Below are 21470 nucleotides of genomic sequence, written 5' to 3'. Positions count from 1 at the left end.
AAAATGGAAATCATCTTAGCTGAGCCGCGAGGTTTTTGTGCCGGGGTAAAAAGAGCTGTGGACATATTAGCTATTACTTTAGAAAAATACAAAAACAAGTGCCAAGTTTATGTGCTACACGAAATTGTTCACAATAAATATATAGTAGAGGACTTTAAGAGACAAGGAGTGGTTTTTGTGAACAGTATCGAGGAAATTGAAGATAATGGAGGAATACTGATCTTCAGCGCGCACGGAGTATCAAGAAATATAGAAGATAAGGCAAAAAGAAAGGGTATTCAAGTGATTGATGCAACATGTCCTTTAGTCAGCAAAGTGCATAAAGAGGCAAAAAGGTATGAAAACAGTGTTAAAGAATTAATTCTCATTGGGCATGAAAACCATCCAGAAGTTAAGGGAATTAGAGGAAGAGTAAATAATCCTATCATTTTAGTGCAAACTGTGCAGGACGTACGCAATTTAAAAGTTAAAGATCCAGATAATTTATCTTATGTTACACAAACCACGTTAAGCATCGACGATACCCGTGAAATTATTGTTGCCCTGAAGCTCAGGTTTCCAAGCATAACAGGTCCAGATTTAAAGGACATATGCTATGCAACGCAAAACAGACAAAATGCTGTTAAAAAGCTAGCTGAAATTGTAGACATGGTGTTAGTTGTAGGAAGTAAAAATAGCTCAAATTCAAACCGCTTATTAGATCTGTGCACTGCCAGAGGAAAAAGAGCCTACTTAATTGATAATTACAGCTGTGTGAATAAAAGCTGGTTTCATGGCGTAGAAAAGATAGGAATCACTGCAGGTGCTTCTGCTCCTGACATATTGGTTGATGAATTAATGGACTACCTAAAAGTAAACCTGAGTGTAAAAATTTCAGTTATGCCAGGTGGTATTATTGAAAATGTTCAGTTTAAAATACCGAATCTGGTTTAAAACACAACTTATCTACTAAGCTTCTCTTGAAATCACACAAATCAGCATCTATAGCTAAGACGTCATACCGCGATTCATTAGACTTCTTGCATAACCATATAACGAACTTTTATTGGGAATAGAAACAAAAAACTTACTTGACAAACTCCGCCAGCCCCCTTATCATGAAACTGAAGGTATTCAGTTATCTTCATCTGTGCAGATTAAACAGCAAGAAAACAACGTAGTTGGCGTCTTATTTTTAATTTTTTGCACTATGTGCACCTCATGTCTTCACAATATTTCTAGGTTTTTACCTATATAAGCTGAAACGCGCTTATAAGTCGTTTAAGACAGTATAGTACGCCAATTTGCAGGATTAGAGAGTGACAACTAGCTAACACGGGGTTTCTTTTGCCTTTTTTTCTGTTTAGTAAATTTCTTAAACATTTGAGATAAGGTGAGTTGCATTTAAAAGCAGCTAAATTGCAGTGTTTAAGGCTTAAAAAACGCCAATACTGAAAATAGATATTAACCGGGGCTTCTTTTGCCTTTTTTTCCGTTTGGTAAATTTCTTAAATATTTATGGCTAAACGACAACCGTCATCCCGCTACGTGTTAGCGGCTGAGATACCGCGAATGAATCGCGGTATGACGGTTAAGTAGGGTGTCATTCCAGTCTGGGATCCAGTCTTTATTATGCAGCCACTTGGTTAAAATTAAGTTTTCTGGATCCCAGTGTCTGGGCACTGGGATGACACCATTCTTTTTTCTGGATTCCAGACTGGAATGACACCGTCTTGGATGGAAACCAGTGTCAGCTACTTTCATGACACCATCATAAGGTGAAACTGGATCCCAGTATCTGGGCACTGGGATGACAGGAGAAGGTACTAGCCTGACAACCGTCATTCCGCTACTTGTTAGCGGGATCTATGCTAAGAGATACCGCGGCGGTATGACGGTTCGTGGTAGTATGACGGTTCGCGGCGGCATGACGGTTCGCGGTGGCATGACGATAAGCTCGTCATCCCGCTACTTGTTAGCGGGATCTGGAGATACCGCAGTGGTATGACGTAGGAAAACCTAAGCTATACTTTTATAACCCAATCAAAATCCTGGATCCCGCTAACGAGTAGCGGAATGATGGTTTTTCAAATCGTCGGTAAGCCTAAGTCAGTTTAGCTATATGCTTTTAATTCCCCCAAAAGGAGAATTAAATATGTGAAGTTCTAGTTGATATGATTTAATGAATGGTTAGTTTAAATTACTAATTTATTTAAGAGATTTTGATAATATTTAACCCACTCGCTTTTCTATTTTCCATATCGCGATGAGCTTGAATTATTTCACCAAATTTATATTTTTTATTGATCCGTACAGTTAAAAGTTTTTTTCTTATTATCTCGAAGATTTCCATTGTGGTAAGCACTAATGTGAATCTATCATGCTTATAATGGTATATTGAGGTTCCAGTTGCAAATAACGAACGTGAACTAAGTAAAGAAAAACTAATAGGAGCGTTACCTGATATCTGCCCATAGGAAACGTATATGCCGAACCTGCCTAAAGATTCAAAAGAAAGCTTGCTTGTAGCGTAACCTATAGGGTCATACACTGCACCTACTCCTCTGTTTTGCGTAATTTCCATAACTTTAGAAACGAAGTCTTTATCATTGTAGTTTATTGCGTATGTGCAGCCACTTTGTAAAGCTATCTTCATTTTTTCATCAGAGCTTACAGAACCTATCACTACACCTTTTTTATCCTTTGCCCATTGGCATATTATTTGTCCTAAGCCACCATTAGCCCCATGAACTAGCACGAAAGCACCAGGCCTAACTTTATAAGATTGATTAACTAAATAGTGAGCTGTCATACCTTTAAACAGCACTGCAGCAGCAACTTCATCAGATATGTCATCTGGAATTTTTATCAGATATTTCTGGTGTATAATGCGCTTTTCACAATATGCCCCTGGAGGAGCTGTGCAATATCCAACTCTGTCTCCAACTTTGAATCCATCACTGATTTTTTTACCAAGTTTTTCAATAACCCCAACTGCTTCCACTCCAAGCACTGATGGTAAATTTTTAATTTTGCGTGTACCTTTTCTGTGCTCTAAATCATAACGATTTAAGCCGATAGTTGTATGACGTACTAAAACTTCCTCGCCTTTTGGCTCACCTATATTCTTATCTACAAATTCTAATACTTCTGGTCCCCCAGTTTTTTTAATTTGTATAGCCCTAACCATGATGAATGTAAGATAAAAACTTTGATTATGTTATCTAATAATTAATATTTTGCAAAGTCATTGTTTCCACAATTAACAAGCTTGACTTTTTTATCAAATATCTCTATATTTTAAATAAGCTATTTAAGCAATTAGAGAGTATAAATTATGTTAGGTAGAAGAGATAGATATATTAATAGGTATATTGCTCTTTGTGAGATATTTAAGAGAATAAGCAATAATATAAAAACATATAATGTAATAGAGTTAATAAAAAGCAAGTTAGAAGAAGGCAAAGAGTATAGTCAAAGCTGCAGTGATTTATTTGAGTTATGGAAAGCTGGAAATTTTGCAATTGACCATGAATTTCGTGTGCAAAATGATGGCAAAGATCCAGATGCCAGAAAACTCTTAGATATAGCTATCAACTCTAAATACCTTAACGTGGCAGAAGCTTTAGTAAGAGCTGGAGCGGACATTAAGCCAAAAAAAAATGGATTTACCTATCTACATACAGCTTTTTTTATACCATCTCCAAACCTTTTTAAGACTCTCATGGAGAGAAAAATAATCATTACCTCTAATGAGCAAGCATGTACCATTTTAGAAGGTTTTACTAACTTTTCCCTCGACCAATTTTCACCAAATAAAGAGAATGCTGAAAGAGCTGAAAGTCAGATAAAATGTGTCAAGATGCTAATTGATTACATATTAGAAAAAAATCCCAACATAGAAATGTCAGATTCTGTAAAAAATAATAAGGAGTTGGCTAAGTATTGGAATGCTTGTGAAGCAAATAATAAAAGATGGGTATTGGTTGATTCAGCAACACCAAGCACTGAAACACAAGTAGTCAGTGTGCAAAAAGAAAACAAGAGCTCCTGCTCAATTCAATAGATCTGTTGCATAACTATTATTTGAATAACAACGCACTCCTTCTATAGCTAACACGTCATACCGCCGCGGTATCCCATAGATCCCGCTAACAAGTAGCGGGATGACGAGGTTTACCTTATCGGATTGTTTCAACACGTCATACCGCCGCGGTATCTCAAAGTATAGATCCCGCTAACGGGTAGCGGAATGACAGTTTTTCAAATTGTCGGTAAATCTAAGTCAGTTTAGCTATAGCTCACGCTGCTTGGGTGGACAATAGAAAAAGTTTGTTACTTAAGCTTAAAAAACGTGTATGATAGCGTTATTTCACTTAAATCTTTTGTATTACTATCAAGCATTATCTCAGGATCTATATAGAAAGATACGGGCATAGCTGCTTTTTGTTTTGGTAGCAACATTTGTTCTTCAAAACAAAAGCATGCAACTTTATTAAAATACTTACCTGCTTTGAAAGGCGTAACGTTATATACTGCCATACCAAATGAAAGATGATCAGATAGATTTTTTGCGTAATAAAACGCTAAACTTTGTTCTCCTATGTTTACGTCAACGTAGTTAGTTTCTGATTTAAATTCCCAAGGTAGATCGGACATTATATCAGCATTGAAGTGGACCCTGATTTTTTGGTCAGTTGCACTTATTGTTGCATTAGTTACTTTTCTTGTTGTGCCACCATACCCAGTAGCTTTACAGAAAATGCTATATAGTGGCACCGATGCATATGCAAGACATAGCATCAACACGACTAAAGATATTAAAAAGAAAACTATAGAATTCTTACTACCTTTCCTTAAAAAGGAAAACATCTAGTCCCTATTATTGAACAAGTTAAGTAACCTGAGTAGATTGAGAAATATGTTAATAAAGTTAAAATAAAGATCAGTTGCACCCAGTGTTGCCAATTTAGTAGTAGCGACTTCTGATCCGTCGTTATATTTATAATAAACGTCCTTGATTCTTTGAGCATCATACGCAGTCATTAAGGTAAAGACTATTACTGATATGAACGATATTGCAAAGTAGAGAGGACTACTTCCAAGGAATAAATTTACTATGGATGCTATAATTATCCCCAAGACTCCCATAATCAAGAAAGAGCCCATACTTGTAAGATCTCTTTTTGTGGTATTACCATATAAAGCCATAGAGCCAAACATAATTGATGTAATGAAAAACGCTCTTGCTATATTTTCTGCAGTATAAACTATAAAAATATAAGATAAGGAAAGCCCCATTAACACTGAGAACGAGAAAAATATAGTAACGGCAGACTGAGCACTTAGGTGTTGAATTCTATACCGCATATAGATCACCAATGCAGCTGGAGAGAATATTATCACAAGCGACAGAACAGGATTAGAATGAATTACCTGAAAAAGACCAGAAAATACCGTTAGAAACGCAACAAGCCCTGTAACGCCTAAAGCTAAAGCCATGTAATTATATACTTTAGTTAGGTAACTTCTGAGCCCAGCGCTATAATAAACGCCCTGAGAGCGGATATCCTGTTCATTTCTCATGTAAGACATAAATGTAACTCCTTTTGTCCATTATTTAACACATTATAATATAAAACCACATTTTTATCAAGTATTTTTATTATAAACAGTTATGCGCTGGCATTTGTTTTAATATAAATAGAATATAGGCCTATTGCTGCTGCATTTGAAACATTTAAACTGTTAATTGCATTTGACATTGGTATTTTTAAAAGATAATCACAATTTTCTTTAACTAACCTCCGCATTCCTTTCTCTTCAGAACCAAAAATAATTACTCTTTTTTTCTCAAAGCTCTTTATTTCATCTATATTTTCTTTAGCATTGCAATCAAACCCGTAACACCAGTAGCCGACCTTTTTTAAATACTGCATAGTTTTTACTATATTTGTAACGTATATTAGCGGAACAATATCCAATGCTCCACTTGCTGCTTTTGCAATAGATGCATTTTCGCCAGGTGAATGATTATGTGGTAAAACCAATGCGTTGACATTAAAACAAGCTGAAGTTCTTAAAATTGATCCAATATTGTGCGTGTCAGTGACTTGATCTAAAATGACTATAGTAGAGCTGTCGTTTGAGCTTTCAGCTACTTCTTCGATGCTTAAGTTACAAAGAATAGGGGCAACATTTAAAGCAATTCCTTGATGGTTAGCACCTTTAGATAAAACGTCATTAAGTATTTTGTTTTCTACTAATCGAACTTTAATGCCCTTACTATTTACACATTGCCTAATTTCTTTTTCATGTTCTCTATAGAAATTTTCTGTTACTAACAGTTCTATACACCGCCTATTTTTATTCTTCAGTGCTGACATGCAGGTGTGCTTTCCATACAGCCAAAAATTCTCATTAGTTTTTGACGATTTCATCGTATTATCGAAAATCGGGTTTTTATAGAATAAGCAACATTTTACTATGTTTGGATATTGTTGTAAAATTATACAATTCGATTAATGCGTTTATGTCGGACGATGAGTTGGATTGGCAAAAAAATGTTAAGCCAATAGAATGTGGAAAAGTTACTTTGAAAGTTAATCATAAAGTAAATATAAAGTCTATGGTTGATAAAGGTACCTCCGACTTACAAAGGAATTTTCTTAATACTAATAATGGTAACTCATCATTTTGTCTTGACCAAAACACAAAATCAAAAGTTGATAGGGGTAAATATTTTATAAGCGATAAGCTCAATTTGCACGGCTATAGTATAGAGGATGCTTACTGTAAATTGATAGATTTTATTATCAAAAATTATCGAGCAGGAAATAGATGTTTATTGGTAATTACGGGATACGGCAGTGCAACAAATAAAACAGACACTATAAAGAATAACTTAAATAAGTGGTTAAATGATACTAAAATCCAGCATATGGTTCTATACTACCAGCAAGCTACGAAAAAACATGGTGGTAAAGGGGCTTTTTATGTTTTATTAAGAAGGCTTAGGCCCTATTAGCTGCTTAAGTTTCCTTTTAAGCCTTAATTTTTCTTATATAGCCATATAAAAACCAGTGTTCGGCAGCGCGTTACGCACAATTGTACAAACATTGTAGCCGTTATTCAAGTAGCCCGCAGAAACGAAAAAACTTCCTTGACAAACTCCGCCAGCCCCCTTATTGTAGTAGTAAGGGTATTTATGACTCAAAACTTATTTTTGACCTGCAGGCTCAATGACAAAATTCAGTAAAAAACTCAGGGTATTTATTGGCGGATTACATAAAATTATAGCGGCTGCATGTCTTTTTTATTTTTTCTACATTCAGCCAAATCGCGCTTATTTTAAGCGTTAGCACATTATTACAGCGCCACTTACAGTAATATAGAGTCAAAACTCGCACCACGGGGCTTCTTTTGCCTTTTTTTTCTGCTTGGTAAATTTCTTAATGTTTGTAGCTAAAGCAATTTAAGAGACCGAAAATGGTGTCATTCCAGCGCGTGACGCTGGAATCTAGTCTTTATTATGCAGCCACTTATTTAAAGTTAAGTTTTCTGGATCCAAGTAGTCAAGCTACTCGGATGACACCCTCCTGATGGGCCCAAATCACAATGTTCGTACAGTTGTGGGCGGTATTACAGCGTTAGCTATACTTTTATACTCACCAACTCAGCATCCAATCAAGTAGTCAAGCTACTTAGATCTGGTGGACTCAAATCACAATGTTCATACAGTTATGCTGTGCCCTATGGGTGTGATGTTCTACGAGTTGGGTAACAGGAGGTAATGCAAGAAGTCTAATAGCGCAGCAACACGGAACCCCATGTGAGACCTGCACCTATTGCAATCAGCAGTACCAGATTTCCTGATTTTATTTTTGATTCTTGTATTGCATAGTCTAAGGCCAGTGGAATTGACGCTGCTGAGGTGTTTGCATGCTTATCAACGGTATTAATCACTTTCTCTATAGGAAAATCTAATTTCTTTACTACTGCTTCAATAATACGAATGTTTGCTTGATGGGGAATTAACCAGTCAATATCAGTGATTTTCAAATTATTGCATCTTAGTGTTTCCTCTACTGAGGCTGTTAACTTATCCACTGCATGTTTAAACACTTCTCTTCCATTCATGCATATTTTTCCAGAATCATCAGTAGAGGATACCCCTCCGTTCGTACATAATATGTCCACATTGCCATCAGAGTGTAAGTTTGTTGATATGATGACGCTGCTACCCATTTCCGATTTTATTATCACTGCACCAGCACCATCACCAAAGAGTACACAAGTTGACCTATCTTCCCAGTCAACAATCCTAGACATTATTTCAGCACCAATAACGAGCGCATATTTAATTCTATTGTTAGATTTTATGAGCGAATCAGCAACTGTAACTGCATATATAAAACCAGAGCATGCTGCTTGTACATCAAAAGAAAATGCGTTTTTACATTTTAACTTACTTTGTACAATCGTTGCACAGCTAGGCAAAGTTTTATCAGGCGTTGTTGTTGCAACTATAATCAAGTCAATTTCATCTACTGAAATTTTAGCTTTTTCTATAGCACTTTTTGCTGCATTTACAGCTAGATCTGACGTTAATTCTCCTTCATCTGCTATATGCCTTTGAACTATTCCTGTTCTCTGCCTTATCCATTTATCGCTTGTCTCAACTATCGATGCAATTTCGTTGTTACTCAACGTTTTTCTTGGTAGATAAGATCCAGTGCTTAATATGAAACTTTTATTCAATATGACTTACCCCGTTAATTATCTTTTGATTTAAATTTTCACTAATTGCATTTACTGCAAATTTTATAGCATGGGCAAAAGAAATAGCATCAGAATTTCCATGACTTTTAATGATGATACCATTCAGCCCTAAAAACATAGCTCCACTTCTAATTTTGGGATTAAAACGCGTTAATGCTTTATTTAGTTTAGATTTTAACAATATACCAATAAGCATTTTCGCTATCCACGAGTTGAATACTTCCTGCTTTATTAGATTGATAAAAGTACTAGCGGTTGCCTCAGCTGTTTTGAGCATTACATTGCCAACAAAACCATCAGCAACAATCACATCTATATTACCCTCTAAAAATTCACTTGCCTCTATATACCCTTTGAAATTAATGCCTGGAGCATTTTTAAGCAACTCAAAAGCGCCGCGCACTGAGTCATTACCTTTAACTTCTTCTGTACCGATATTTAGCAAAGCAACCTCAGGATTGTCAATTTTTAGCGCTACTTTTGCAAATATACTTCCCATTAATGCAAATTGGAATAACGAATCGGCATTACAATCGACATTTGCACCAAGGTCAAGCAAAGCGAAGCTTTTTGTCTTAGTTGGACAGATAGAGACAATAGCAGGACGATAAATATTTGGTAATGTTCCTAAAATAAATCTGGAAATTGCCATCAACGCCCCGGTGTTGCCTGAAGATACCACTCCGAAAGCTTTACCTTCTTTCACTGCAACAATTGCAGCTTTCATACTTGAGTCTTTACGATGTCTCAGCGCAAAAGATGGCTTATCATTTGCAAGGACATTGTCAGAACAATGAGTAAACTCAGAATTGTTACTTACTTTTTTATATTTCAAAAGCAAAGGAGATACTTTTTCCTTATCTCCATAAATATGAAAAAGAACTTTAATGCCTGGGTCAACAAGATTATCCAAAAAAAAACCAGCACCCTGAATTACGGAAAGAGGCGCAAAATCGCCCCCCATAGCGTCAAGTGCAATAACTATGTAATTATTGACCGTAGGTAACATACCATAATAGTCATTCTGCCTGTTGCTTAATGAAAACTCGTTTTCCTTTGTAACTGCCATCTACTGCTACATTGTGAGGCAACATGAATTCTCCAGTTGTTGAACATACCACAACATTCTTAGGCTCAATAGCATGATGAGAACGATGCATATTACGCCTTGACTTCGACTTTTTTCTTTTTGGAACTGCCAAAACTTCCTCCATTCTACTACAAAATTCAATTCATTAATAACATGTTTTTTACAAGAAGTAAACAGGGATAATAAAATAAGTAAGGTTTGCTTATGTAATTGAGTCCTATAGCTAAAGTGGCTTAGGTTTACCTACAATTTGAAAAACCGTCATTCCGCTACTAGTTAGCGCCGCGGCGGTATGACGTAGGGAAACCTTTCTTGGGTTAAGCTTTAAATTAAAACATCAAGTATGTTGAACTTAAAACATATCTCAGCTATACTTTGCGATAAAGTTAATAAAAATTTTAATAAAATCAGTAAGACTAACCTCTAGCTAAAATGAATACAAAGTGAGCTTTTTTGATATAAATAGTGTTAGAATAATTGGTAGGTACTTTATCAATTTTTTGTTAAGGCTTGGTAGTGCATTCATATTTTTTATTCAATCTCTATACCACTGCTTTGTGCCACCATATTATTTTAGCAACGTAGCAAAACAAATTATAGAGATAGGCTTTTTCTCTCTGCCAATTGTTGGGCTCACTGGAGTTTTTATAGGAGCGGCGATAGTTTTACAAAGCAGCTTGAGTGACTCATTAATTAACCAAGAGCAGATAATACCCAAACTTGTTACGATCACTATCATTAAAGAGTTAGGACCAGTTTTGATCAGCTTAATAATGGTAGGGAAGGTTGGATCATCAATTGCAGCAGAAATTGGTACAATGCGCATCACCGAGCAAATAGATGCCCTTACAACTTTGAACATCAACCCTTTCAAGTATTTAATTGCACCAAGGATTTTAGCGTCAATCATAGTATTTCCCATACTTACAGTATGTGCAGATCTAATAGGAATATTTGGAGGATGTATCACTGCAGTCTTCGAATTTAACCACAATCTAAATATATACATTAAATACACAGCTCAATTCTTTAATATGTACGATTTTATTGTTGGGCTAATAAAAGCAATTGCTTTTGGCGCCATAATTTCTGTCTCAAGTTGCTATTACGGTTACCATTGCAAAGAAGGTGCACGAGGAGTAGGTGTTGCTACAACATCAACTGTTGTTTTATCGTCCATACTGATCATTTTAGCAAACTACATGATTACTTTGATACATGCGTAACCCCATAATATCAATATTGAACTTAAGCTTATCTTTTGATGATAGGACAGTACTAAAAGATCTAAGTTTCGATATATTAAAAGGGGAATCATTAGTCATACTTGGCGGCTCAGGAAGCGGCAAATCTGTACTAACAAAAACAATTATCGGCTTGCTTGCTCCAGACTCAGGGTCTGTTAAAATAAATAGTAAAAGCAAAAATAAATTTGGGGTTTTATTTCAAAATTCCGCTTTATTTGACTACGTTACAGTGTGGGAAAATATATCTTTTAATTATAAAAAGCGCTTTAATATCAGCAAAAAGGAGGCAAAACAGCTAGCAATCGAGAAGTTAAATGATGTTGGACTGGAGGAAAGCATAGCAGATATGTTTCCAATAGAGCTATCAGGTGGAATGAAAAAAAGAGTAGCACTTGCAAGGGCGATTGCACACAATCCAGAAATCATCGTATTAGATGAGCCAACTTCAGGATTGGACCCAATTATGTCAGATATAGTAAACGAGATAATAATAAAATTATCTAAAGATCTTAACACTACAATTATCACGATTACACATGATATTCATAGCGCATTTAAAATAGCTGATAAAATAGCAGTATTACATGAAGGGGAGATCATTTCCCATGGAACTGTTCAGGAAATACAAAATACTAATAACGAATATATAAAGAAATTCATTCGTTATATATAGCTAAAGATATGTACACTATTGCTAACAATCATATTTTTGAGTTTTCACTCTGTAAAAGGTAGCGGACATTGGAATTCAGATTTTTTTCAAACTGGATCCTATAGCTGACCCAAGCAACACGTCATACCGCGATTCATTCGCGGTATCTCTGCATAGATTCCGCTAACTAGTAGCGGAATGACGAATTTGTCGTTTTTCAAATTGTCGTAAGTCAGTTTAGCTATATATAGGATGACAGAAATTGTTTGTATTAGCTATATTCAAAAGCTCTATTGATATTTTGCAATATTTGTGATAAAATAATAGCTTAAGGTTGAGAGTAAAAATTTATGAGTGAAGCTCAAGGTCCAAATATTGCAGAATGGCAAGCGCAGCAGCAACACCAAGAAGCCGCTGGTGAGAAAAGTGGTTTTGGTCTTGGTCATAGTGACTCTGTTTCAACAGTCGTGGATGGAATGAAATGGTTGTTCAACTTTCATGAAGGAGCAATTGCTGCTTATAGTAACGTGTTTGAAAGTTTGGTAAGTGGCAGTAGTTTAGTAACACTGTTTGGAAAATCAGGTAATATGTTTGGCATAAAATTTCTTGAAAGCATTGCAGAACATTTTTCAGGTGGAGGTGGGGAAGATATGCCATCAGAAGGAATGGATATGGCTCATGGTGATGAGGGACCTCACTCAGATGATTACCCTCATGCCAATAATGAAATGGCTCATAATGCTGATGGTTTGCAAGACATGCATGATGCAGGTGATCACCATGGTCAATCTTTTTCACCTGGTCCTTCACCATCTGTTGGCGATGACCACGGACATGAACTTGGTTAAACGCTTAAAAACTGCTGAATAGTATGCGAGAAGACCTAATAAGAAAAGTTGCTATTGTTGTGAGTTTGTCTTAGTGAAAAAGGTTTCAGTTTTAGGATCAACAGGAAGTGTTGGAAAAAAGACTGTAGATTTGCTCTCAAGGAGAAAAGAAGAATACCAAGTGGAAGCACTAAGTGCCCATTCAGACTTTGCTCTACTGGCACACCAAGCAAAACTGCTGAATGCAAAATACGTTGCTATCTCCGATGAAAGGTTTTACAAAGATTTAAGAGAAAACCTACTTGGTACAGATGTAAAAATAGCAATTGGCGCTACAAATATTGCTACCATACCTGTTGATCTCTCAGTTGTTGCAATAATTGGCATTGCAGGCCTTGAACCAGTTATGCACATCATAGAAAGCGGTACTAAAGTCATTGCACTAGCAAACAAAGAAAGCATTGTTTGCGGTGGAAAGTTATTACTCAAAAAAGCTAAAGAAAAAAACGTACAAATAATCCCTATCGACTCTGAACACAACGCAATTTTTCAAGTTTTGCAAAATGACGACAAATGCGTAGAAAAGATCATACTTACTGTTTCTGGTGGACCATTCTTAAACTATAGTTCTGAGCAATTAAGAAATGTCACGGTAGATCAGGCGCTTAGTCACCCCACTTGGAATATGGGAAGGAAAATCTCAGTTGATAGTGCAACAATGATGAATAAGGCACTAGAGATAATAGAAGCACATAACTTGTTTAACATCAGCCCGGATAAAATTGAAGCAATAGTGCATCCTGAGTCAATAGTACATGGAATTGTAACTTATAAGGATGGGTTCAACTTTGCTGTGCTTGCAGAAACTGACATGGCAATTCCTATTTCATATGCTTTGTCTTGGCCGGAAAGATCAGCTTTAAATCGTAAATTAGATTTAACAAAGCAAGGAAAATTGACCTTTCAAGAACCAGACCATAAGCGTTTTCCTGCGCTCAAGCTTAGCATGGCAGTGTTAAACTCTTCTGCTCCACAAACAAACAGTATTGTGCTCAATGCTGCAAATGAAATAGCTGTTAATGAATTTTTGAAGTCACGAATTGGCTTTTTAAAAATAGTAGAGGTAGTGGAATCAACAATGGAAAGTTTTGATAGTTACACTGATATTAATTCACTATCTGATATAATAAATATTGATTGTGAAAGTCGTATTATTGCTAATAAAATTGTTGAAAGTAAAGTTGTTGCGTATAGCTAGAGTAATGTAACCAGACTGCATTCTGTGATTTTAGCAAAACACGATCTTTCATTTGAGCTTTCTTCAATTTAAAATAAATACAGAAACTAGCTATCTTCAAAAATATGGTTGAATAATTGTATCCGTTCAGGCAATGGCATCAACTTAAGGGATGTTAAGGAGTAAAATACTACAAGAGACAGCACTTTTGTTTCTATTTTATTGCAACAAAAAAGTTTAAAATGTGTCATTTTTAGGTGAGGCATGCAAAAAGGAAAAGATCTTATCTTACAAATTAAAAATGCAATATACTCGAAAACTTTTCAGAAAATCCATTGTGTTGAGTTTTACACGAACAAGAAAACTTCTTTTTTCGACAGTATTTTCTATAGTTAGTTAAAAAAAGTTTGGGAATAGAATGTGAACTTATGGAGCCATTGACATGTACCCTCAAAGCAAGCTTTTTCTAAAGCAAGGTATAAGATTTGCCATACAGGCTTTCAAGAATTTAAGCATCCAAACAGCCTATCAGGATGAACCTGAGTATGGAACTTGGAGAGGCTATAGACTTATTGCAGCAGATGGTTCTGGTATTCAGCTCTGAGGAAATTGTATCCGAGTTTGGCCGCTTTAAACCAAATGGAACAACAGGCACAATGCCACCATTGGCAATTTGTTTGTTGATTTGTGTACTTCGCTGATTTGTAGTGCTCGTCTTGCGGCTTGGAATATAGGTGAACAAACGTTGGCGGAAGAGCAATTACCCGAAGTTATCACTCAAATGCGTTCATTAAATCAAGAGAAATTATTATTTATCTATGATCGTCTTCAGTAAAATTCATTCAGCAGCATGATGATTTGGAAGTAGATTTTATTTTTCGCTTGCAAAAAAGAAATTATAGCAAGCTATGGGAACGCTGGCGAATTAGATTTTGATTTTATATTGGAAAATGAAAAGCTAAAAAATAAAATGAAAGGACAGAAAGTAAGAGCTGACATTAGCCAACGGAGAAACAGAGTTTTTGATCGAGACTTTGGAGTAAAGCTTATGTATTAAGGTGGCACATAGAGGAGTGCTATAAACGACTCAAAGTAGGAGCAGAGTTAGAGAATTTTTCTGGAGAGGCTGTATTACAAGAATTTTGGGCAAACTTGGTCATATGCAATATATTATCGCTTCATATGTGTGATGCACAAGGGCCTTGGAACCCAGATCAAATTGCTGAGTATCGTTTAAATTTTTCAGTTTTATTTGGTGTAATGAGGCAGAAACTCTATCAGGTACTTATTGCGCCAAAAAACTTTCAAGCCCTTTTTAAGTATACGCGCTAAAGTTAAGATCCGACCGGGAAGATTGTATAGCCGCGATAAAGTAGATAAGCCTAAACGCCATCATGTCTTTAGGAGAGTTTGCTAATGTATGCTCTTAAGTTGACGCCATTGACTGTTCTCCCTCGTCATACCGCCGCGGTATCTCTAGATCCCGCTAACAAGTAGCGGGATGACGAGGTTATCGTCATGCCACCGCAGACCGTCATACCGCGATTCATTCGCGGTATCTCATCAGCTAACAAGCAGCGGGACGACAGCAGTACTACGTCATACTACCGCAAACCGTCATACCGCCGCGGTATCTCTAGATCCCGCTAACAAGCAGCGGGATGACGGTTGTCAGGCTAGCTGTCATCCCAGTGCCCAGACACTGGGATCTCATTTTACTCTATAATGGCAGTGCCTCTATGATGTAAGGAATCCAGTTTTTATGCAATCTCATCAAGAACGTTGTGTTTTAACGTAAGGTTGGCTACTTTTACACTCACTAACTTAGCTGGATCCCAGTGTCTGGGCACTGGGATGACGAGAAAGGAGCACTGGAATGACACCCTCCTGATGGGCCCAAATCAAAATGTTCGTACAGTTATGGGTTTAGCACGCCTTACAATTCCCAAACACCCCTCTCACATTAGAATCATTAAATTCACTATAAGGAGGAGCGCTTGGAGGAGAGTAAGGAGGAGGTGGTCCATAATTCCTAACTGCTTCTTTAGCCTTCTCAATATTATCTGATTCTTTCTCATGCTTCATATGAAAAGCTAAACCACCAGCAAAACATACGAGAGAATTAACGCCAAGGATAACTAAACCCCACACTGGTAACACTGGATAAACAGCACAAGCTACCAAAGCCGCTAAAGAAACAGCGCCAACCGCAAATTCTATATTCCTAAGCATCTTAAGCTTATTATCAAGATAATCTATTTTTTCTTCTTTTCTAGCCGCTTTTCTGCTGCTGTTATACCAAAAACACATACCAGCATGGAAAGCAACACACACAACTGCAGCTACCATACCTAAAACTAATAGCTTTCTACTGTCTTCCGAGTCTTTTTTCTTATCTTCTCTGCTTTGATTGCTACCACTACTGAAACCAGGGTTATTTATAACTGTAGTATGACCAGTATTACCACTAAACAAGCTACGAAGTAGAAAATAATCCCAAAAATCTAAACCTCTATTATTGTGTACATGTATATGTGTAGTCTTAGGGCTTGTAGGTTGCGCGTCATTCCCTGCGTTATATTGATAATTTCTGCTTCCTGTATCGTGCCTATTGCTTGAATTTGGATGTGTAAATTTTTCATACGCATTTTTAAAATTCTCCTCACTCCAATTTGTGGTGTTTTGCGTATTACAAAATTGTAAAAACTCTTTAACATTACTGTTACTACCAGATTTTTTTATATAGGCTAACGCATACCTTTTTAAAACACTATCACTTGCTACTATAAATACCCTCTTAAGTTAAGACTAAATTAATAAATACTTATTATAACAAAGTAACGTCTTCTTGTCAAATCAACCATAACTTAATACCCAGTTAATATCCTTTCCACCAGCTCTTTTACTGTCGGTACGTAGCCATTCTCATAAAACGGATCTTGCTTAAATTTGTACACATTGTGCCCGGAAAACATGAGTTCATTTTCAATATCGCCGTCATGTATAATGTTTTGCAGTGTTTTTTGTATACAAAAACTCCGTGGATCTGGCTTTCGTCCTGTTGAATGGTCGCCGTGATCCTTCCAATTGCTAAACAAACAATGACTTAAGCATCCCATACAATTGATTTGATCTTGTCTTATCTCTGCAAATTTGCCTGGCGTCACAAAAATAACAGTTGTATCTGGAGTTTTCATTGCTTCTGTATACCCTGCTTTAGTCCATGTATTTGCCAGCTCTTTGTCTTTTGAAGTAAGGTAGATCTTCCTACCTCTGCTACCCATTGCAAATTCACTACTAAATTCTTCGCTGGCATTTTCTGAAAACTTTATTTGACGTGAATTCCGTTTCTGCAACTCACGTATGAAGTTATTTTTTACTGCAGATGAGTAAAACCCTGTTGGACTGAATTTATTTAAAAATACATCACCTTCTTCTAAAGTGAGTAGCTTCTTTTTCCACTCTGCAGAAATTGGGCTTTCTTTCGTCAAAAGTGGACGAGTGCCAAACTGAAAAGCTATTGGTCCAATTTGCAGATTGTCAAACCAATGTTCCCAATCTTTCAAATGCCACACTCCTCCTGCCATAACAATTGGTGTTTCTGAAAGACCGATCTCGTTCATGAAAGATCTAAGCTCTGCAACTCTTTCAAATGGAGCCTGTGGTAGCTCTGGGTCTTCACTGTTACTGAGTCCATTGTGCCCTCCAGCAAGCCATGGATCTTCATACACTACTCCACCAAGCAAACAGGAAGATATTCTTTGGTAAGTGCGCTTCCATAATGCTTTAAAAGCACGCACCGATGAGACAATAGGGTAATAATAAACCTGATATTTAGCTGCAATTTCTCCAAGCCTATAAGGCATACCAGCACCGCAGGTAATACCATGAACTAAGCCTTTTGCTTTTTCTAATATGCCATGAAGCACGCGTTCTGCTGCTCCCATCTCCCAAAGCACATTCATATGTATTCTTCCATGACCTTTTGATATTTCATTCGCTATTTTTGCCTGACTGATTCCAGCTTTAATACTATACTCAATCAATTCACTGTGTTTTTCATTTCTTGTTTTGCCTTTGTAAATCAGCGGCACTAACTCACCATTATCATCAATAAGCTTAGCATTTGCACCAGAAAACGTACCCACAGCATCTGCTGCAGCAAATGCTCCACTTGACCTTCCATCACTGATTGCGATGCCTTTGCCGCCCTCAATGATTGGCCACACTTCCTTTCCTGAAATTACTATCTTTTTTATCTTATTTTTCAAAACTTCCTCGCAATCTTTCACTCTATTTTACTTAATTACTAAAAAAATAATAGCTGTTTATTTTTTCTTTTATCATCAGAGCCTCTGCATAGCCAAATTTGGGTTTTGAGTAGACACAGCAGCTACTGTAATATAGTTTCGAAAGAAGTCTAATGTATTTTGCTATATGATCATAGGTCTAACAGGCGGAATTGGGGTAGGAAAGAGCTTTGTAGCTAATTGCTTTCAAGAGTTTGGTGCTGCTGTGTTTGATGCTGATTCTGTTGTACACCAACTTTATAAAGTGGATAAAAGCATAATAAGTTATGCAGAAAAAAATTTTCCTGGAGTGGTAGTAAATGGTGAAATAGGTAGAACAGTACTGTCTAAATATTTCTTAGCCTACGATGAAAATTGGAAACAATTTCAATCTTTGGTTCACTCTGCTGTGCTGCGTGAATTAGAATTTTTTATTGCCAAGGAAAAAAAGATCGATAGAAAGCTTTTAGTTTTAGATGTGCCACTTCTATTAGAAACAAAATTTCATTCATACTGTGACATTATTATTTTTATCTATGCAGATAGCGTTGTGCAAGCTCAAAGACTTAACGAACGCAACATAGATAAAGAAAAGCTAAATTTAATCTTCAATGTTCAGTTATCTATTGAGGAGAAAAGGAAGATGAGTGACTTTATTATCGACACCAGTGTAAGCAAAGAGTATGTTTTTTCTCAAATAAAAAAAATAGTGGATTCATTAAACCTCAACACGTAGCTCTACGTCATACCGTCACGGTATCTCTTATACCAAACTTCGTTATTTGGAAGACAAATAGAATATACGATAAATTCACTTAAACCTCCAGTTATAGGCGGAAAGCACTCTTTTTCATTTGTCTCATTATTATTGAGAATTGGTATTAGCATAGATCCCGCTAACAAGCAGCGGGATGACGAAGTTATCTTCATACTGCCGCGAACCGCCATACCGCCGCGGTATCTCTAGATCCCGCTAACAAGCAGCGGAATGACGATTGTCGATAAATCTAAGTTACTTTAGCAACAGTTATTCTCCACCAAATTACTCCGAATTTTAGTTGTATTATTTGCGGATTTCACTGCTGAAATCTCAAATTTTGAGCTTGTGTTCAAAAATGATTCAACTGACCTGCCAAAAAAATCGTATCTCCACCCCTTGAATAGTTTATCTATCTGCCCAGATATTGACCCGGTTAACTCATCTTTTGAAGAAACTAATTTCCTTGATATGTTACTTTCTTTACATTTACTATCTAAAATAATTGAGAGTATATCGAATACAGATTTGTCATAATTATTCGGTAAGATGTTGTTTTGCTGCATCCAATTTTTTTCATTTTCATTAAAAATATTCACAAACTCTAGTAAATCTGCATCTTTTATATTTTTTGCATTCCTCTTGAGATCATCTAAAATCTCATCAACATGCTCTACATTTTTTTCAATAAAACCAGCTATTACAGCATTATTAATTACTTTATTACGATTCATATTATAGCGCTGTGCTAAGGTCTCTTGCCATTCACTAACTGCTTTAACAGTTAATACCAATCTTGGATTTGCTTCATAATTAAATTTAATTCTCTTCCATGCATCTTTTGGACTATGTAAATACTTATTTATATTAACTATTGATTCCATCTCTTCTTGAAACCAACACATCCTATTATTTTCTTCAAGTTTATTGCACAATATTTGGTATAAGTCATATAGGTGTACCACGTCGTTTATTGCATAGTCTAACTGATCCTCGGACAACGGACGCCTTAACCAATCTGAATTTTTAGCTTTAATTTTATCCAGCACTACTCCTTGATATTGCTCTACTACTTTTGAGTAACCAATAAAGTCATGATAATAATGACAAAACATAGCGGCAACTTGGGTATCAAAAATGGGAGTGGGAATACATTTAAACACAGTGAGTAAGGATTCTATATCCTGCCTGCAGCTATGAAACACTTTGGTTATCCCCTGATTTAGCATTATTTTCTTAATGAATGATAAATCAATTTCTGGCACTAATGCGTCTACAATAAAACTCTTCTCTCCGTAAGAAATTTGAATTAACGATAATTTTGGGTAGTAGGTTAAATTATTTCTAATGAACTCCGTGTCAACTGCTATAAATTTCGGCTTTTTTGCTATTAATTCTTCACACGTATCTTCCAGCTCTGATGTTGTACTAATTAGCATATATTTTTCACTTGGTGGTTCTACTTTATCTGACCTTACCCAGAAAAAGTAGAGAGAAAGTTAAGACGTTTTTGTCATGAGAATGATGCATCAAATTGTTCAGGAATGCAATAATTAATAGTAGAATGCCTACGTTGTTTGTTATAAAAGATTTCTATGTATTCAAATATGGCAGTTCTGGTTTGTTGAGCGAGAAGTATCAATAAGAGCTCCCTTTTGAGTGAACTTTTCTGCAACAGAGTTATCGTAACAACATCCCTTATGGCTCATGCTGGAAATGATGTTTTTTGTATTCAATAGAAATTGGTAATTTTGAGAGGTATACTGTGACCCTTGATCGCTATGTAACAGCAGATTTTTATCGGGTTTGCGCTTATTAACGGCCATCAATAAAGAGTCAACAACCAATTGTTTATTTATTGAACTGCTCATTAACTACCATGCGTGAATATAGATCCTGCCAAATATAGCCATCCTTCTTTGGTTTTTATATAAGTAATCCCATATTTTATTTGGTTGATCGACAATAAAGTTTTGGTCTAATATATTGAGAGCTACGACTCTATTGTCCGTTTGTTGCTTCTTAGTTTTAAATTTTCTTCTCAATATAGCCCGAATACCATTTTTCTGCATAACACTTTGTACTGTTTTAATTTTTGCCTAAAGCTTTTAATTCAGCGTGAATTTTAGGGATCTGCATTTGGATGCTTTTTTTGAATATCTGCTAGAAGCCCATCTCTTGCTAATTCCTTACTGCTTTTTCCCTTAGCAACCCATTTATAATAACCACCAGCAGATATGTCTAAAACCCTACATAGTTCCTGTATTTTATAGCAATTTCTATATAAAAGAATACTTTACTCTTTTTGTTTGGTCAGGGCTTTTTTTTTAATGTCTCTTTCTCTTGTTACTCTTGCTAGTTCTTTTTTTAGATCAAATCTTTCTTTGTCATAAGGAGCCTTTGTCTGGAAATGCGTATGCTTCTGACATTTTTCCATCATATTTTCTTACCCATTTACTTAACATACTGCCATCTATGCCTAGATCTTTTGCTATTTTTTTACTTCTGTTTCTTTAACCAGCTTAACAGCTTCTAATTCGAATCCTGCTGCTTCTATTTGCCATATTTTGAAAAAACGTTTTATTTTACTCCAAAAACGTCTTAACTTTCT

The 21470-nt window shown here is 36.0% G+C and carries 21 protein-coding genes and 2 pseudogenes; 9 read left to right on the top strand and 14 right to left on the bottom strand.

Features of this window, described 5'->3' with window-relative positions:
* Window positions 1–3: 3 nt before the first annotated feature.
* A complete protein-coding gene (gene ispH / locus OOK84_RS01110) occupies window positions 4–933 on the top strand; it encodes a 4-hydroxy-3-methylbut-2-enyl diphosphate reductase (protein WP_264731969.1) in 930 nt (309 codons plus the stop codon).
* 597 nt (window positions 934–1530) lie between these two features.
* Here the strand turns inward: ispH and OOK84_RS01105 are convergent.
* The gene (locus OOK84_RS01105; protein WP_264731967.1) at window positions 1531–1824 is read right to left on the bottom strand and encodes a WPE palindromic element domain-containing protein; all 294 of its coding nucleotides are present in this window, start codon (window positions 1822–1824) and stop codon (window positions 1531–1533) included.
* A 367-nt stretch (window positions 1825–2191) separates the two neighbouring features.
* Window positions 2192–3169 carry a quinone oxidoreductase family protein gene (locus OOK84_RS01100; RefSeq protein WP_264731965.1) on the bottom strand — a complete coding sequence of 326 codons (978 nt, stop codon included), beginning with the start codon at window positions 3167–3169 and terminating at the stop codon, window positions 2192–2194.
* 147 nt (window positions 3170–3316) lie between these two features.
* On the opposite strand from OOK84_RS01100, the gene OOK84_RS01095 reads away from it, so the two are divergent.
* Entirely contained in the window at window positions 3317–4045 is a 729-nt protein-coding gene (locus OOK84_RS01095) for an ankyrin repeat domain-containing protein (protein ID WP_264731963.1), read from the top strand.
* 269 nt (window positions 4046–4314) lie between these two features.
* Here the strand turns inward: OOK84_RS01095 and OOK84_RS01090 are convergent, their stop codons facing one another.
* From OOK84_RS01090 to rlmB, 3 genes are all read right to left on the bottom strand, one after another.
* The gene (locus OOK84_RS01090; protein ID WP_253307274.1) at window positions 4315–4851 is read right to left on the bottom strand and encodes a cytochrome c oxidase assembly protein; all 537 of its coding nucleotides are present in this window, start codon (window positions 4849–4851) and stop codon (window positions 4315–4317) included.
* Window positions 4852–5574 carry a Bax inhibitor-1/YccA family protein gene (locus OOK84_RS01085; protein WP_264731960.1) on the bottom strand — a complete coding sequence of 241 codons (723 nt, stop codon included), beginning with the start codon at window positions 5572–5574 and terminating at the stop codon, window positions 4852–4854.
* An 80-nt stretch (window positions 5575–5654) separates the two neighbouring features.
* On the bottom strand, window positions 5655–6419 hold the full coding sequence (gene rlmB / locus OOK84_RS01080) for a 23S rRNA (guanosine(2251)-2'-O)-methyltransferase RlmB (protein ID WP_264731958.1): 765 nt from the start codon (window positions 6417–6419) through the stop codon (window positions 5655–5657).
* 92 nt (window positions 6420–6511) lie between these two features.
* On the opposite strand from rlmB, the gene OOK84_RS01075 reads away from it, so the two are divergent.
* The gene (locus OOK84_RS01075) at window positions 6512–7006 is read left to right on the top strand and encodes a Smr/MutS family protein (RefSeq protein WP_264731956.1); all 495 of its coding nucleotides are present in this window, start codon (window positions 6512–6514) and stop codon (window positions 7004–7006) included.
* A gap of 776 nt (window positions 7007–7782) precedes the next feature.
* Here OOK84_RS01075 and OOK84_RS01070 read toward each other — a convergent pair.
* Genes OOK84_RS01070 through rpmF form a run of 3 tightly spaced genes read right to left on the bottom strand, consistent with a single transcriptional unit; the run spans window position 7783 to window position 9962 of the window.
* Complete coding sequence (locus OOK84_RS01070; protein ID WP_264688027.1) at window positions 7783–8739, bottom strand: beta-ketoacyl-ACP synthase III; 957 nt, start codon at window positions 8737–8739, stop codon at window positions 7783–7785.
* On the bottom strand, window positions 8732–9769 hold the full coding sequence (plsX, locus tag OOK84_RS01065; RefSeq protein ID WP_264732626.1) for a phosphate acyltransferase PlsX: 1038 nt from the start codon (window positions 9767–9769) through the stop codon (window positions 8732–8734). Before plsX ends, OOK84_RS01070 begins: the two co-directional genes overlap by 8 nt.
* A 10-nt stretch (window positions 9770–9779) precedes the next feature.
* Window positions 9780–9962, bottom strand: a complete 183-nt coding sequence (gene rpmF / locus OOK84_RS01060; protein WP_010962967.1) for a 50S ribosomal protein L32 — start codon at window positions 9960–9962, stop codon at window positions 9780–9782.
* Between the two features lie 331 nt (window positions 9963–10293).
* On the opposite strand from rpmF, the gene OOK84_RS01055 reads away from it, so the two are divergent.
* The 5 genes and pseudogenes from OOK84_RS01055 (at window position 10294) to OOK84_RS01035 (ending at window position 15230) form a co-directional block, all read left to right on the top strand.
* Window positions 10294–11076: an MlaE family ABC transporter permease gene (locus OOK84_RS01055; protein ID WP_264731954.1), complete on the top strand. Its 783-nt coding sequence runs from the start codon at window positions 10294–10296 to the stop codon at window positions 11074–11076.
* On the top strand, window positions 11069–11770 hold the full coding sequence (locus tag OOK84_RS01050) for an ABC transporter ATP-binding protein (protein ID WP_264731952.1): 702 nt from the start codon (window positions 11069–11071) through the stop codon (window positions 11768–11770). The genes OOK84_RS01055 and OOK84_RS01050 overlap by 8 nt, the downstream gene beginning before the upstream one ends.
* A gap of 329 nt (window positions 11771–12099) precedes the next feature.
* A complete protein-coding gene (locus tag OOK84_RS01045; RefSeq protein WP_264731950.1) occupies window positions 12100–12597 on the top strand; it encodes a hypothetical protein in 498 nt (165 codons plus the stop codon).
* A gap of 73 nt (window positions 12598–12670) precedes the next feature.
* On the top strand, window positions 12671–13834 hold the full coding sequence (gene dxr / locus OOK84_RS01040; RefSeq protein ID WP_264731948.1) for a 1-deoxy-D-xylulose-5-phosphate reductoisomerase: 1164 nt from the start codon (window positions 12671–12673) through the stop codon (window positions 13832–13834).
* A gap of 243 nt (window positions 13835–14077) precedes the next feature.
* A pseudogene (locus OOK84_RS01035) lies at window positions 14078–15230 on the top strand (transposase).
* A gap of 343 nt (window positions 15231–15573) precedes the next feature.
* On the opposite strand, the gene OOK84_RS01030 reads toward OOK84_RS01035, so the two are convergent.
* The 4 genes from OOK84_RS01030 to OOK84_RS01015 form a co-directional block, all read right to left on the bottom strand.
* On the bottom strand, window positions 15574–15696 hold the full coding sequence (locus tag OOK84_RS01030; RefSeq protein WP_264688022.1) for a hypothetical protein: 123 nt from the start codon (window positions 15694–15696) through the stop codon (window positions 15574–15576).
* Window positions 15697–15739: 43 nt separating this feature from the next.
* The gene (locus OOK84_RS01025) at window positions 15740–16288 is read right to left on the bottom strand and encodes a hypothetical protein (RefSeq protein WP_264731946.1); all 549 of its coding nucleotides are present in this window, start codon (window positions 16286–16288) and stop codon (window positions 15740–15742) included.
* Between the two features lie 29 nt (window positions 16289–16317).
* On the bottom strand, window positions 16318–16530 hold the full coding sequence (locus OOK84_RS01020; protein ID WP_264731944.1) for a hypothetical protein: 213 nt from the start codon (window positions 16528–16530) through the stop codon (window positions 16318–16320).
* Window positions 16531–16680: 150 nt separating this feature from the next.
* Window positions 16681–18084 (bottom strand): NAD(P)H-dependent flavin oxidoreductase, encoded by a 1404-nt coding sequence (locus OOK84_RS01015; RefSeq protein WP_264688020.1) that lies wholly within the window; start codon window positions 18082–18084, stop codon window positions 16681–16683.
* Between the two features lie 166 nt (window positions 18085–18250).
* Between OOK84_RS01015 and coaE the strand changes: the two genes are divergently transcribed.
* Window positions 18251–18838, top strand: coding sequence for a dephospho-CoA kinase (gene coaE / locus OOK84_RS01010; RefSeq protein ID WP_264731942.1), 588 nt, complete (start codon window positions 18251–18253; stop codon window positions 18836–18838).
* Window positions 18839–19119: 281 nt separating this feature from the next.
* On the opposite strand, the gene OOK84_RS01005 is transcribed toward coaE, so the two are convergent.
* Together OOK84_RS01005 and OOK84_RS06800 are read right to left on the bottom strand one after the other, a co-directional pair.
* Window positions 19120–20298 (bottom strand): ribonuclease D, encoded by a 1179-nt coding sequence (locus OOK84_RS01005; RefSeq protein ID WP_264731940.1) that lies wholly within the window; start codon window positions 20296–20298, stop codon window positions 19120–19122.
* Between the two features lie 74 nt (window positions 20299–20372).
* A pseudogene (locus OOK84_RS06800) lies at window positions 20373–21425 on the bottom strand (IS3 family transposase).
* Between the last annotated feature and the right edge of the window lie 45 nt (window positions 21426–21470).

The organism is Wolbachia endosymbiont (group A) of Sphaerophoria taeniata (genome assembly GCF_947250735.1).
In the GTDB taxonomy this organism is placed as follows: Bacteria; Pseudomonadota; Alphaproteobacteria; order Rickettsiales; family Anaplasmataceae; genus Wolbachia.
Note: the sequence above shows the minus strand (reverse complement) of the source record. Positions and strands in the feature narration are given on the sequence as shown.